Source organism: Gracilimonas qinghaiensis (assembly GCF_046602855.1).
GTDB lineage: Bacteria > Bacteroidota > Rhodothermia > Balneolales > Balneolaceae > Gracilimonas.
Genome location: NZ_JBKINJ010000002.1, coordinates 861,437 through 875,085, shown reverse-complemented (window position 1 = coordinate 875,085; position 13,649 = coordinate 861,437). Strand labels below are relative to the sequence as shown.

General features: G+C 40.5%; 11 protein-coding genes. 6 read left to right on the top strand and 5 right to left on the bottom strand.

All coding sequences use genetic code 11. The features are described 5' to 3' along the window. Positions 1–13: 13 nt before the first annotated feature. Positions 14–1,741 carry a phosphoenolpyruvate--protein phosphotransferase gene (gene ptsP, locus ACKGJO_RS13760; RefSeq protein ID WP_411324020.1) on the bottom strand — a complete coding sequence of 576 codons (1,728 nt, stop codon included), beginning with the start codon at positions 1,739–1,741 and terminating at the stop codon, positions 14–16. Then, positions 1,738–2,010: an HPr family phosphocarrier protein gene (locus ACKGJO_RS13755; RefSeq protein ID WP_411324019.1), complete on the bottom strand. Its 273-nt coding sequence runs from the start codon at positions 2,008–2,010 to the stop codon at positions 1,738–1,740. The genes ptsP and ACKGJO_RS13755 overlap by 4 nt, the downstream gene beginning before the upstream one ends. 182 nt (positions 2,011–2,192) lie before the next feature. On the opposite strand from ACKGJO_RS13755, the gene gatC reads away from it, so the two are divergent. Beyond that, the gene (gene gatC / locus ACKGJO_RS13750) at positions 2,193–2,480 is read left to right on the top strand and encodes an Asp-tRNA(Asn)/Glu-tRNA(Gln) amidotransferase subunit GatC (RefSeq protein ID WP_411324018.1); all 288 of its coding nucleotides are present in this window, start codon (positions 2,193–2,195) and stop codon (positions 2,478–2,480) included. Positions 2,481–2,501: 21 nt separating this feature from the next. Next, the gene (locus ACKGJO_RS13745) at positions 2,502–4,958 is read left to right on the top strand and encodes a YfhO family protein (protein WP_411324017.1); all 2,457 of its coding nucleotides are present in this window, start codon (positions 2,502–2,504) and stop codon (positions 4,956–4,958) included. A 7-nt stretch (positions 4,959–4,965) separates the two neighbouring features. Here the strand turns inward: ACKGJO_RS13745 and ACKGJO_RS13740 are convergent, their stop codons facing one another. Next, positions 4,966–5,793, bottom strand: a complete 828-nt coding sequence (locus ACKGJO_RS13740) for a glycosyltransferase (RefSeq protein WP_411324016.1) — start codon at positions 5,791–5,793, stop codon at positions 4,966–4,968. A gap of 81 nt (positions 5,794–5,874) precedes the next feature. On the opposite strand from ACKGJO_RS13740, the gene ACKGJO_RS13735 reads away from it, so the two are divergent. Next, positions 5,875–6,804, top strand: a complete 930-nt coding sequence (locus tag ACKGJO_RS13735) for a glycosyltransferase family 2 protein (protein WP_411324015.1) — start codon at positions 5,875–5,877, stop codon at positions 6,802–6,804. A 24-nt stretch (positions 6,805–6,828) separates the two neighbouring features. Continuing rightward, positions 6,829–7,734, top strand: a complete 906-nt coding sequence (locus ACKGJO_RS13730; RefSeq protein ID WP_411324014.1) for an ATP-grasp fold amidoligase family protein — start codon at positions 6,829–6,831, stop codon at positions 7,732–7,734. On the opposite strand, the gene ACKGJO_RS13725 is transcribed toward ACKGJO_RS13730, so the two are convergent. Next, positions 7,723–8,391 (bottom strand): O-methyltransferase, encoded by a 669-nt coding sequence (locus ACKGJO_RS13725; RefSeq protein WP_411324013.1) that lies wholly within the window; start codon positions 8,389–8,391, stop codon positions 7,723–7,725. The genes ACKGJO_RS13730 and ACKGJO_RS13725 overlap by 12 nt on opposite strands. Positions 8,392–8,527: 136 nt before the next feature. Here ACKGJO_RS13725 and ACKGJO_RS13720 point away from each other — a divergent pair, with 136 nt between their 5' ends. Then, positions 8,528–10,000: a lipopolysaccharide biosynthesis protein gene (locus ACKGJO_RS13720; protein ID WP_411324012.1), complete on the top strand. Its 1,473-nt coding sequence runs from the start codon at positions 8,528–8,530 to the stop codon at positions 9,998–10,000. A gap of 71 nt (positions 10,001–10,071) precedes the next feature. Beyond that, positions 10,072–11,328: a histidine--tRNA ligase gene (gene hisS, locus ACKGJO_RS13715; RefSeq protein WP_411324011.1), complete on the top strand. Its 1,257-nt coding sequence runs from the start codon at positions 10,072–10,074 to the stop codon at positions 11,326–11,328. 143 nt (positions 11,329–11,471) lie between these two features. Here hisS and ACKGJO_RS13710 read toward each other — a convergent pair whose 3' ends face one another. Next, a complete protein-coding gene (locus ACKGJO_RS13710; RefSeq protein ID WP_411324010.1) occupies positions 11,472–13,571 on the bottom strand; it encodes an amino acid permease in 2,100 nt (699 codons plus the stop codon). Between the last annotated feature and the right edge of the window lie 78 nt (positions 13,572–13,649).

Below are 13,649 nucleotides of genomic sequence, written 5' to 3'. Positions count from 1 at the left end.
AAAGCAAACACTTTTAAGCAGTTTGATCTTTCCATTCTCTGAAGAGCTCTTCAAGTTCTTCAGAGGATGACAGATCAACGGCTTTATTTGCAAGCTCAACCAAATTATTTCTATTTCTACTGCTTAACAAGTCGTAAATTTCAGGCAATGAATTCGGAACCATACTTAATTCATTGATTCCTAAGCCCATTAAACAAGCAGCACCAACCTCATCTCCGGCAAGCTCACCGCAAACACTTACATTTACGTCAGCTTTTTTAGCACCTTTAACAGTCATGCTGATCAGCTTCAAAACGGAAGGATGGTAATGCTGAAACAGATTGTGGATCTTTTCATTTCCACGATCAACAGCTAATGTATATTGCGTCAGGTCGTTGGATCCAATACTCAGAAAATCGACTTTTTTTGCAAAATGAAAGGAAGACAAAGCAACACTTGGAACTTCAACCATAATGCCAATTGGCAGATCCTCATCGATAGGTATTCCTGAAGAAAGTAACGTACCCTGCATCTTTTCGATCTCACCGCGGATCAGGTCGATCTCGTTTACTACTGAGACCATTGGGACCAAAAGTTTTACCCGGCCCGGATATTTTCCTGCAATGGTCAGTATTGCTTTCAATTGAGATCTAAGTAGATTTTTCTCATCCAGAAGAAGTCGAATACCTCTCCACCCTAAAAATGGGTTGGCCTCTTTATAAGGGCGTCGTGCGTTTTTGTCTCCTCCAATATCAAATAAACGGATAGTCACAGGCCCACTTACATTTTCGAGCATCGCCGTGTAGAATGCTTCCTGATCCTCAATGTCCTTTCTCAGCTTTTTCCCAAAAAGAAGGCTTTCCGTTCTAAGCAACCCAATGCCCTGTGCGTTATTTTCTGCAACACGAGGAAGCTCCGCCTCAAACTCAACATTAGCCATGAGCTTAAAAGGATAACCGTCCATTGTCTCAAACTCATTGGTATGATCTGATCTGACAGAGACCTTAACTCCCTTAATCTTTTCAGCATAATCATTCAAGATCTTTTCCGAAGGATTCACCACTATTCCGCCTTCATTACCATCCAGTATTATCGAATCACCCGATTTTATTTTCTTAGTGATCTTCTCTGCATTGATCAAACAGGGAATACCAAGTGACTTAGCAATGATAACCGCATGAGAGGTAATACCTCCTTTTTCTAAGACCAATCCTGAGGCACCCTGCTCGTAAAAACTCACCAATTCCGTCGGACTGATTTTGCTCCCAATTAAAATAGCATTGTCGGGAATCGAAACTTCCACATCATGGTCGCACACTTTGGATACGTATTGGTCTCTGATATTTTCCAGATCGATAATACGTTGCCTGAATAGTTCAGATCCACTTTCTTTAAGCTGTTCAATGAAATAGCTGAAAGTTTCATATACAGCAAAATCAACGCTTAAGGATTTTTTTTCAATGATCTCGAAAACTGACTTTTCGATCTCCGGATCTTTTATGATCTGCTGTTGAGCTTCAATGATCTCAGATGTACTCTTATCCTGAAGCCCACCCCTCATTTTTTGAAGTTCATGTATAAGTAAATCTCTTGCTGCACAAAATTTTTCTTTGTTAGATTCAATCTCTTCTTCAGAGATCGCTGTAGGACTTATTTTTTTTGAATCGGTTTTAATGACCACTGCAGGTCCAATAGATATACCGCCGGCGGCACTCCGAGCTTTTATAAAATTCTCAGTATTCTCATCGAAGGAAACACTCATTCCTCGTCCATCCCGAATTTATTATCAATAGCCTCTTTAATAGCTTTTAGAGCTTGCTCTTCGTCAGGTCCCTCGAGTTCCAGCTCAAGCTCAGCTCCACTCTCTGCGGCAAGAGTCATTACACCTAAAATGCTTTTCCCGTTTACCCTATACCCGTAACTATGGATATAGAAATCCGATTTAAATTTACTGGCCAATTTTACTAACTGAGCAGAAGGACGTGCATGAAGTCCTGAAGAATTTTTTATAGTTACTTTTTCTTTTATCATAGCAAAGATTTAGACACTTAAAATGAAAATAATATTATCAATATGCCAAGTTTTTGAACCTTAATTATTTATCCATAATTCTGCTACTTAAAAAAGGCACCAGGTATTTTTTAAATATGATTAATCTTTCACTTAATGTTTCTTAAATTCAGGCACTCAAAATAAATCTCTATTTATAGATTATGTCAGTTACTGAGAAAGAAGTTCAATACATCGCCAATTTAGCACGACTTCAACTTGATGATGAAGAAGTGAAGTCATTTTCCAACGACATGAATAAGATCCTGGGATACATGGATCTGTTAAATGAAGTAGATACTGAGAATGTTGAGCCACTCGAGCATGTGATAGATCTCGAAAGCCGGCTCCGGAAAGATGAAGCCAAAGAACCCATCTCTCATGAAGATGCGCTCAAAAACGCCCCTGATGCCGACAGTGATTACTTCCGTGTTCCAAAAGTGATCGAATAATCCACGTTCCAAAATCTTTATATGACTGATCCAAAGAACATCACTACTCAGGATTTCTTTACCAGCCTCTCTGATACAAAACAGCACCTCATAGCGCTGTTTATCTTATTCATTATTCCATTTTTCCTATTCACTGCCACTACTATCGGCGGTAAAGAATTTCAGCGACATGATACAACCCAATGGAGAGCGGCCACTGAATCAGTTTTCGAATATCGTGAAGCATATGATAAAGAACCTCTTTGGGTTAATAATATGTTTGGTGGCATGCCCTCTTATGTGGTCTCAATGGCCAAACAAACTCCACATCTTGATGATCTGAGGAAGTTATTCAAGAATATTTTTCCTGCCTTTCAATTTTGGATCCTTTTTAGTGGAATGTATTTTCTACTGATTTTGATGAAGTTTCGACCGCTTTCTGCCACTTTTGGCAGCTTGATGTTTGGGCTTACAACCTATATCCCCATTATTATAGCTGCCGGACATAATACAAAATTCATAACCCTGACCTATATACCCTGGGTGATAGCCGGTTATTGGCTTCTTACCCGAAAAGAGGAAAGTCGACTCCCCGGCCTCCTTCTGTTCACGGTTGCCTTGGTTCTGAACCTCAGGGCAAATCACCCACAAATCACCTACTATTTTATTTACCTTCTTGGCTTTCTCTGGGTCTTTGATACATGGAGTTCCTACAAAAAAGGAGAGATCGCTCCCTGGGCTAAGACCACCGGACTCCTTGCTTTATCAGGGATAATCGCCCTAATGGGTCATGCCGAGACATTTTTACCTCTACAGGAATATTCAAACTACAGCTTAAGAGGCGGGTCAGCACTGAATAACTCGACAGGATTGAGTGAAGGGTACGCCTTTGCATGGTCGCAGGGCATCAAAGAAACCTGGACGCTGCTAGTCCCTAATTATTTTGGAGGAGCCTCACCTGATTATTGGGGACCAAAATCATTTACATCCGGACCGCACTATCTTGGTGCTTTAGCTCTTCCATTTATTCTTCTGGCACTCCTGCGTCAGCGTTCAAAGATCATGTATGTATTCTTTGCTGCCGGCACTTTAGGAATGATGTTCTCCTGGGGTGGTAATTTCAGGCTATTAAATGAATTTGCCTTCGACTATATTCCATTGTTCGACAAATTCCGAGCCCCCGAAACCTGGCTTACTTTAACTGCTTTTTGTTACACGGTTGTGGCTGTTTATGGCCTTGATTGGTTGGTCAAGTTTGTAAGTGATAAAAAATCACAGATAAAAGACCTGTACCTTCCGGTAGGAATTAGCGCAGTTGTTATCATATTTGTTTTTGTGCAACTTAATACGTCTGACTTTAAACGGCCCGGGGAAGTTGCTAGCATTGCAAATCAAATTGCTCAGCAAAATCAGGTTAGTCCCAACAACCCACAGGTTCAGCAAAGAGCCGAGCAGTATGTAAATGCACGAATGGTTCCTCAGAGAGAAAAAAAGGCCAAAAGTGATCTCTTGCGGCTTGCCATTATCTTTGCATTGGCCATCGGTCTGATATACCTGGCTTTCACAAAAAAAATATCGCTATCAGCTGCCCTATTTGGATTTATACTCATTGTGGCCTATGATCTGATTAGCGTTGACAAGAGGTACATCCCTGAAGATGTAATAGTTGATAGCAACAGAAATACTGAGCGATTACTCGAATCTCAGAAGACAGATCTCACAAGCTACATCGTCGAGAATAATTCAAAGAATACAAGCTATCCGTACCGGACATTTCCTCTGCTCGATAATCCATACAGTAATGCGATCCCTTCGTATTTCTATCCACAAATTGGTGGTTACACCGGTGCCAAACTGAGTATCATTCAAGATGTAATGTATAATGGTGGACCTTTGGATATTCAAAGCAATAATTTCAATCCTCAGTTGCTTGATCTCTTTAACGTGAAATACCTGACCTATACCAGTGGCTTGCCACTTCAAGGTTTTGAACCGGTATTTGAGGCGGAACGTGGCGTAGTTTATGAAAACCAGAATGTATTGCCCAAAGCCTTTTTTGTGGATTCGGTTATTACAGTCAATTCGGCACGTCAGGCCTTTGGCTATATCCAGCCACAGCAGATCGATCTTTCTGAAACAGCTGTTGTGGAAACCGCCGATCAGTTAACAACCTCTGCCGATCCTGCCTCATCCGTAGAAGTAACGAACTACACAGGACCTGAGATATACCTAAAAGTATCACGCTCTGAAACAGGGTTCTTAGTACTAAGTGAAGTTTACTATCCTGCAGGCTGGTCTGCCACTTTGAACGGTGAGGAGATTCCGATCTACAAAACCGATTACTTTTTACGCGGCTTGGAAATTCCGGCCGGCGAGCATGAGATCAAGTTAAGATTTGAGCCGCGATCATATAAAACTGGAGTGATTTTATCATGGATCTCGCTTGGATTTCAAATACTTCTAGCCAGCTTTATAGTATTCAGGGTCGTTAAAAAATAAGGCGGCTTTACACAAACCTCCTCAGGAAAAAAACCTTAAGCTCTTTCCAGAGAAACTTAGTTGGCACCCATTTGAACAAATCTGACAATCTGTTTGCTTTTCCAACTGCTTTTCGAATCGTATAGAGCTGGTATTTTCGCTGATCTCGATTCATCAAATGCTTGTGCTTGCTGTAAAATTGCAGGTATCCCTTCAGCTGATTTTTTGGTGTGGTGATCTGCTCTCCTTCGTGCTCCAGATGTATTATCTGTAAAGCCTCCTGGACATTTCTGACCGGGCCATACCTCTCACACAACCGTACCCATAGGTCATAATCCTGAGCTGAACTCAGTGACTCATCAAATCCGCCTACCTCAATTAGGCGATCTCTTTTGATCAAGCCTTGATTCCCAACCTGATTTGAGTAAAGCAGCCTTTCAAGTGTTATAACCTCATCTTTATTCCAAATGAGTTCCCTGTTTTGGTAGACGTGTAAAACATCAGAGGTTACAAATGAGAAACTATTGTTATGTGCACTTACTAATTTTCGTATTCGGCCAGGCATCATTTCATCATCGTCATCTAATCCGGCTACGAATTCTCCGGATGCCAACTCAATTCCTATATTTCTAGCAGCACAAGCTCCCTTTGCAATCTCATTCCTATAGAATATGATATTTTCCAAATCCTGTAATTCATTCACAATCCCCTGAACCGATTTATCAGAGCCATCATCTATTACGATCAATTCCAGATGTTGGTAGGTTTGTTTTCTGACCGAATTCAAGGCTCTTCTCAGGAGATCTATCCGATTATGAGTGGTCACGATCACTGAAACCAATGGTAGTTCACTCATTTAATATCACTGTCATTTTGTTGGTAGCATGTTTCACTTTAAAAAATGTATTTTCAATGCCATAATTCATCAGAACTTAGCATGAATAAAGATCTTAATATAACTTTTATTATCTGCACTTATAATCGTGCTGCATATCTAGATGACACCCTTCATTCAATGTTACAGCAAAATTTTAATGAAGGGAGTGTAGAAATTCTAGTGGTTGATAATAACTCTGAGGATGACACCGATGTGATCGTAAAAAATTTCATGGATCGCGATGCTTCATCACGAATAACCATAAGCTATTGTCTGGAAAAAGAAAAAGGCTTATCCCATGCCAGAAACCGAGGAATAAATGAGGCTAAAACTGATAATCTTGTTTTTATAGATGATGACATTCTTGCGACTAAAGGGTTTATCAGCAACTGGCTCAGTTTTTTTCAAAACTATGGTGAATTCAATGCGGCCGGTGGGAAAATTCATGTTCAGTTCGACGAAAGTAAACCAAAATGGGCCTCACATTTTTTACTTTCACTCTTTGGTCATCACAACCTGGGAAATAAAATAAAGTCTTATCCTCCTAATAAATATCCATTTGGCGGTAATATGGGCTTCAGGAGGCACATCTTCTCAAAAGCCGGTAAATTTAATACAGATCTCGGCAGAAAAGGAAAAAAACTAACTGCCAACGAAGAGAAAGATCTCTTTAACAGGATCAAAGCTTTAGACGAACCGATCCTCTATTTACCTGATGCAGCCTTATATCACAGGATAGGGGAAGAACGGGCCACCAAAGAATACATCCGTAAACAAGCGGAAGGAATGGGCAGAAGCATTAGTACTCAGGTCCAAGGTTCTTCTAAGAGAAAGGTGAAACATTTTTTAACTGAGATCTTCAAGACATCGGTCAGTCTGGGGTTGTTTGTTGTTTACCTCTTCGGATTCAGTCCTTCTAAAGGCTTCATGTTATTAAAATTCAGATATTGGATATTACAGGGTTACCTGTCTGGATCTGGCAAAATTTGATCATTTTTTAATTCACATTGGTTCATGAATAAGGTTTTACATTTTCTGGTATCCAAGCTGTTTTGGGGTATTTTGATTCATTTTGTCAACGACTATTGGTATGCCAAAATCCGGTACTGGTTGGTCATGGATAAATGGGGAGACTTCCATGATCCTGTGCTCTTTACTGAAAAGATCCAGTATATAAAATTGTACGAGCGAACAAAACTTCGGAAGATGGTTGCAGACCGACTTAAGGTTCGAAATTATGTGCTTACCAAAGTTGGCGAAGAACATCTCATTCCACTGCTGGGCAATTACGATACGTTAAAACAAAAAGATTGGAATATCCTTCCTGATCAATTTGTTTTAAAAGCTAATCACGGTTGTGGAATGGTTAAAATAATCACGGATAAAACCCAACAGTCCTACGAACATATAATTGCATTAACTGAAAAATGGAAGAACATTGATTATTATCAAATCGGACATGAGTGGGTTTATAAAGGTTTGAGCAGGGAAATTATAGCAGAAACCCTAATAACCGATTCGAATAATAGAATCCCTAAAGATTGGAAATTCTTTTGTTTTCACGGTGAAGTTAAAGTCATTCAAGAGGATGTTGGCCGGTATGAAAGTGAACCTCATACCAGAAACTTATACGACCGAAACTTTAATAAAATTGAAGCAAAACTTCTTTATCCTCCATATTCCGGTAAAACACAAAAGCCAGAGTTGTGGGATCTAGCCATTGAAGTTGCAGAATCCTTATCCAGCGACTTCAATTTTATTAGGGTTGATCTTTATATTACACAAAGTAATGTTTATTTCGGCGAACTGACCAATTATCCCGGTAATGGATTTATCCCATTTGAACCCCGTTCCATGGAATATAAGATTGGAAACTTACTGGATCTAAAAAAACATGCAGTATCGCAATCAAATGCCTAACACATTATTATTCCTATAAAATACAGTGGTTTTTTCGACTATCATCCCGCCGGCTTTTAATCCGGTAAAACTTAATTCTTTAAAACCTTCCTTCCGGAAAAAGTCAAAAACCTTATCGAATTTAGACTTCCAACTGTCGTCCAATATTACTACACCATCCTCGCTCAAGTACGGAATAATATATTTCACACATTCTTCTCTGTCCCGGCCATCAACAATAATTATATCAAATAATTCATCATATTCTTTGATAGTTGTAGTGTACTGATCAGGTTCAGGTCTGAAAACTAGCTCACAATTATCTTTTTTTTCCAGATCCTTGCTCATCTTTTCGAACCAGGATTTATCATATTCAATAGAAGTAATTGAGTGTACCCTATCAGTTAAATAAAGAGTTGAATACCCTGATCCGTACTCAAATACTTTCATTGAACGATTTAAACGTGGTTCAAGAAAATCAATAAATGAATAGTTCATCCACGGGATCGGAGCTCCCTGTTTATTCACAGGTTCCAAATTCTTGATCGAATTAATGTAACCTGTCTCAACCAAATACGCCCCTTTCTGCGTACTTAATTTTTGAAGATGCCTTAACAAATACACTTTTTGATAGATACTTCTTGGTAGCAAAGCTCTTGCAAACTTATCTAAGGTCATAATTTGATACATTTTTTCAATTTCACCTTCATTAAAGTAACATATTTATAATTGGATTAGACCCTAAAACATGTGCATTTTTATCCTTCACTTTTAGACCTTATATATAAGAAATAAAATTTCTACGGAAAACCATTTGGGTGTCATAAAGCAACAGAGCATAATCAATACTTTCATAACCTATATAGGTATTGTATTAGGTTTTATTTCTACCATTTATCTATATCCCAACTTTCTTGAGCCGGATCAGTATGGTCTTACACGGCTACTGCTATCCGTTTCCTTTGTATTTACTCAGTTTGCGCACATGGGTATGAACAATACCGCGATCCGGTTCTTTCCTTATTTTGAGGATGAAAAAACCGATCACAACGGATTTCTGTTTTTGATTCTTGTTGTGCCGATCACTGGTTTTTTACTTTTTCTGGGGATCATCTTCCTATTTGATGACCTGCTTATATCGTACTACGATTCATCTACCTATTTTGGTGAATATTATCTGCTGCTTATTCCAATAGTGTTTGGCTTGCTCTATTTTGAAGTGATCAACAGCTACGTCCGCGCCCGGTTACACTCGGTTCCCGGCTCGGTAATAAGTGAAATCATACTACGCCTGATCATCATAATTTTGCTAGTCCTCTTTTGGTACGACTGGATCACTTTCGATCAATTTATGGTTGGCTTTGCATGCTCATACATTATTCAGCCCCTTTTACTATTGGTTTTCCTTTTTATGAAAGGTGAACTTTTTCTTAAACCCAATTTTGCCTACCTGAAAACAACTCTTGTTAAACGAATGGCTAACTACGGCCTGTTTGCCGTCTTGGGTGGCATGACTACCCTTATCGTAAATAATATCGATATTATTATGCTAGGTTCACTAGCCGGCCTTACCGAAACCGGAGTTTACGCCATCGCTTTTTATATCGGCAGTGTGATAATAGTACCTCAAAGATCTCTTGGCAAGATTGCACCAGCAGTGGTAGCCAAACATCTCAAAGAAAAAAACTACGATGAGATCGAAAGGATCTACAAAAGTTCTTCCATTAATCAAATGGTACCGGGGTTGTTGATTTTCGTCGGTGTTGTGGCAAATCTACATAACCTTAATGAAATCCTTCCGGAAGCCTACGCTTCAGCTTCATCGGTTATCATCATAATTGGAATATCCAAACTCATAGATATGACAGCCGGCATCAACGGTGCCATTATTCTGAATTCTAAATATTATCGGTTTGATCTTGTTTCAATGCTCATTCTCATTATTTTTTCCATCACTTTGAACTACTGGCTTATTCCAGCCCTTGGCATAACAGGTGCTGCCATTGCTACTGCAGCCTCTCTGTTCTTGTATAACCTCATTAAGGGAACATACGTATGGATCAAATTCAGTATGCAGCCTTTTTCGCCAAAGATCCTAATGCTTATCGGATTGAGTTCAATTGTTCTCTGGATAAGTCTTCAGACAGGTCATTTTGATAACACTTATGTAGATATCATCATCAGGTCTTCAGTAATTACTCTTGTATACAGTTTTGGAGTTCTGAGCATGAATGTATCAGAAGAGGTGAATTCGATATGGAAAGATATCAAGGCCAAATTCCTCTGAGACATTCTCCCCCACTCCCCTTATCTTTGAGACGATATTTATAATTGGTTTCACTTCAATTCACATAACGCATGGCAAAACCCAAGTACACCTCACACGTTGGAATGGTAGATATACTTCCTGATGAATCCCCAAAATGGAGGGCATTGGAAAATATCATCCATGAGGAAGCCGCCAGGTTCAACTTCGAGGAAATTCGCACGCCCATCATGGAACAAACGGAGTTGATCGTGCGTGGAATCGGTCAGCTTACAGATATTGTCTCCAAGGAGATCTTTGCCTTTGAGAAGGGTGACAGCCATTATGTGTTGCGTCCAGAGCTGACCGCACCGGTTGTCCGGTCCTATGTGGAACACCACCTTGATCAACGTGGCGGTTCCCAAAAACTGTATTACATCGGACCAATGTTCCGTGCTGAAAAGCCTCAAAAAGGCCGACAGCGCCAGTTCCATCAATTTGGCGTTGAGGTTATTGGGAGTGATGACCCGGTAGCTGATGTAGAGACCATTGCCTTTATGATGAGGATCTACGAGCGGATCGGTATCAAAAATTTTGAACTGAAATTAAACTCTGTCGGTGATCCTGAAAGTCGTGAAGCTTACAAGGCGGCTCTCCGCGATCATCTGAAACCGAACCTCCATAAGCTGAGCGAAATATCACAGAACCGATTCGAGAAAAACCCGATGCGAATTCTTGATTCCAAGGAGGCTGAAGATCAGGAGTTCATTAAAAATGCTCCGGTCATACAGGATTACCTGAATGAGGAAACCGCAGAGCATTTTGAAAAGGTGACAGCTTATCTCGAAGATCTTGAGATCAGCTATACCATCGATCCACATTTGGTTCGTGGAATGGATTACTACACACGAACGGCTTTTGAACTGACATCTCCTGATCTTGGCTCTCAGGATGCCCTTGCCGGCGGTGGCCGATATGATCTGCTTGTTGAAGAAATTGGAGGGCAGCCTACCCCTGCCGTTGGATTTGCTGCCGGCATGGAACGTCTCCTTATCGCCTGCGAAGAACTTAATATTGAGCTGACCGCTGAAAAGTCCGTCGATGTTTATTTCGTAACGCTGGGAGATTCAGCAAGATCATTTGCCGTCACTCACTTGCCGAAATTGCGAGAAGCCGGTATTTCTGCCACCATGGACTACATGAGTCGCTCCATGAAAGCCCAAATGAAGGATGCCAACCGTGAGAATGCCCGTTATACCCTCATCATTGGTGATAACGAACTCAATGAAGGCAAATTCACCCTTCGCAATATGAAAGAAAGTGAAGAAAATTCACTCACTTTTGATGAGATCCTGAAGAAACTACGTTAGCACCAAATTTACTCCAATCGACCCTTAGTGTACGAGACAAAATCCAGAGATAGTAATCCTGAATCATTACGGTGAACTGAGTAAGTATGCCTAACAGTACCCGTCGGGAATAAGCAGTCGTTATTTGACTAGACTCTTTACCCTTATTTCTTCAGCATGTTTTTCAGCTTATCGATGTCCTCAATTTCACCGATGATCGAGAGTTCATCACCTTCCTGGAGAACGGTAATTCCATGAGGGATTTTGATATCTCCTCCCCGTCGGATGATCGTTATCAGGCTTTGTCCGGGAAATGAGATCTCTTTGATCATCTTACCAATATACTGCTGGGTCTTATCATCGGGGCTAAGGGTGATCTTAATAAAGCGCTCATCCCGTAAGAGAATCTCCCTGAGTTCTTCATCATTTTCGGCATTATTCCAGCGTTGGAGGAAGTTTTTGGAACCTACCATCTCTGCAATATGGGCAAGGATCCTTAAATGCTGGCCGGTATTTGCTTCAGAACTGACAAAGAATATGATGCTGTGAAGTTTTTGATCTTTATCCTCATCTTTGCCAAGCTTTTTCTTACTGTAACCCTCTCGTATCCTCACTAACACCATTTCAGGAGAAACATCTTGCTTTAACCTTGCATGATTGAGAGCCACACCATCTGCGATCTGAATTGCAGAGTTATCAGCTGAATTTAAAAATAGTTCTCGGAGTTCATCTGTAGTGATGTTCAATTTTTCAGCCAGGCTTTCTGCAGCTTTACTGAAGATAGTGTCGTAATCGGTATCTGGAGAAAAATCCAAAACGTCCGCACGAGCAACAAGTTCCTCATATGGATCCTCTTGCCTAAGTCCTTTTTCACGGAGAATACCCCGCATCTCATTTTCCAGACCCTGATCCTTATTTTCACCTAGTCGTGCATGTACGTGAAAAATAGCCCCCTGACGTTCAACTTTATCTTGTGCGTAATATTTGTACCAAATTATTGAGGCAGCAGTTACTGCCACTGTAAATAGTATTGAAAGAATTCCCATCTCAAAGATCAGAATAATTGAAAGTATGATACCTGCAATTTGTATCCATGGGTACCAAGGAGATTTAAATCCCGGATCATATTCTTCGATTCGGCTTTCGCGCATGACAATGACAGAAAGATTGAGCAGGCCAAATAATAACAATTGAAAAGCACTCGCTAATTTTGCAACCTCAGCAACATTAAAAGCCAACAAGAAAAATAACATCAACACAACCGTTCCCAATACCGACCAATGAGGGGTACCCAATTTACCTACAGTAGCAAAATGCTTGTTCACCAGCCTGTCGCGTGCCATAGCCATGGGGTACCTGGAAGCTGACATGATACCTGCATTCCCTGTGGATGCAAATGCTGCTACCGCTGCCACTACCACTAAGATCAATCCACCGGGTTCGGGAAGCCAATCAAGAAATACCTCTCCGGCAGTCGCAACAGGGGTAAGATCCTCTCGAAAAGCATTGGGTTCAAGTAAAGCCACCATAATATATACACCTACAACATATACAATCACAGCAGTACCAATGGCCAAAAACATTCCCAAAGGTATGTTGCGATCCGGGTTTTTTACTTCTTCAGCTATACTTGCAACCTTTGTCAACCCCGCATAAGACACAAACACCATACCCACCGTAGCAAAGAAACCAAACACCCCCTCTGTGAAAAACGGCTTAAATTGCTTTTCAGTGATCTCCCCAAAATTCATGGAAAAGATCTCAAAAACACCCTGAACTATATAAAAGAACATGATTGTCACAAGAGCTGCAACCAATACCTTTTGGAGCCACGTTGTTTCCTTAGCACCGACCACGTTCAATATCCCAAAAACTATTGTGAGAAACACCGCTACATACAATATATCTACTTCATAAAATATAGAGATATATGCGCCCATACCTATAAGGGCAAACGCACTCTTAAGTACCAAAGCCAGCCATGAGCCAAATCCGCCAATAGTTCCCAACATGGGACCTAAGCTTCTATCAATTATATAATAGGTGCCACCTGAACGTGGCAGAGCTGTTGCCAGTTCTGCCACACTGAACATGGTGGGGAGTACAATTATACCTGAAACCAAATATGCCAAAACTACAGACGGGCCGGTTTCAGCTGCAGCTAAACCGGGTAAAAGAAAAAACCCGGAACTGAACATAGCTCCGGTTGCGATCGCATATACATCCGAAAGACCTAATTCTTTCGCTAATTTTTTATGCTTCATAATTTAATTGAATAGAATCTGATTATTTAAGAAATATTGAAGGTTGGGAACTGTGACAATGTAAAACGCCAACTAATA

What these genes read in the sequence shown, in the direction of transcription:
- gatC (WP_411324018.1), top strand. Translation starts at nt 2,193, where the DNA reads ATGTCAGTTACTGAGAAAGAAGTTCAATACATCGCCAATTTAGCACGA.
- ACKGJO_RS13730 (WP_411324014.1), top strand. Translation starts at nt 6,829, where the DNA reads ATGAATAAGGTTTTACATTTTCTGGTATCCAAGCTGTTTTGGGGTATT.
- ACKGJO_RS13755 (WP_411324019.1), bottom strand. Translation starts at nt 2,010, where the DNA reads ATGATAAAAGAAAAAGTAACTATAAAAAATTCTTCAGGACTTCATGCA.
- ACKGJO_RS13745 (WP_411324017.1), top strand. Translation starts at nt 2,502, where the DNA reads ATGACTGATCCAAAGAACATCACTACTCAGGATTTCTTTACCAGCCTC.
- ACKGJO_RS13710 (WP_411324010.1), bottom strand. Translation starts at nt 13,571, where the DNA reads ATGAAGCATAAAAAATTAGCGAAAGAATTAGGTCTTTCGGATGTATAT.
- ACKGJO_RS13725 (WP_411324013.1), bottom strand. Translation starts at nt 8,391, where the DNA reads ATGACCTTAGATAAGTTTGCAAGAGCTTTGCTACCAAGAAGTATCTAT.
- ACKGJO_RS13740 (WP_411324016.1), bottom strand. Translation starts at nt 5,793, where the DNA reads ATGAGTGAACTACCATTGGTTTCAGTGATCGTGACCACTCATAATCGG.
- hisS (WP_411324011.1), top strand. Translation starts at nt 10,072, where the DNA reads ATGGCAAAACCCAAGTACACCTCACACGTTGGAATGGTAGATATACTT.
- ptsP (WP_411324020.1), bottom strand. Translation starts at nt 1,741, where the DNA reads ATGAGTGTTTCCTTCGATGAGAATACTGAGAATTTTATAAAAGCTCGG.
- ACKGJO_RS13735 (WP_411324015.1), top strand. Translation starts at nt 5,875, where the DNA reads ATGAATAAAGATCTTAATATAACTTTTATTATCTGCACTTATAATCGT.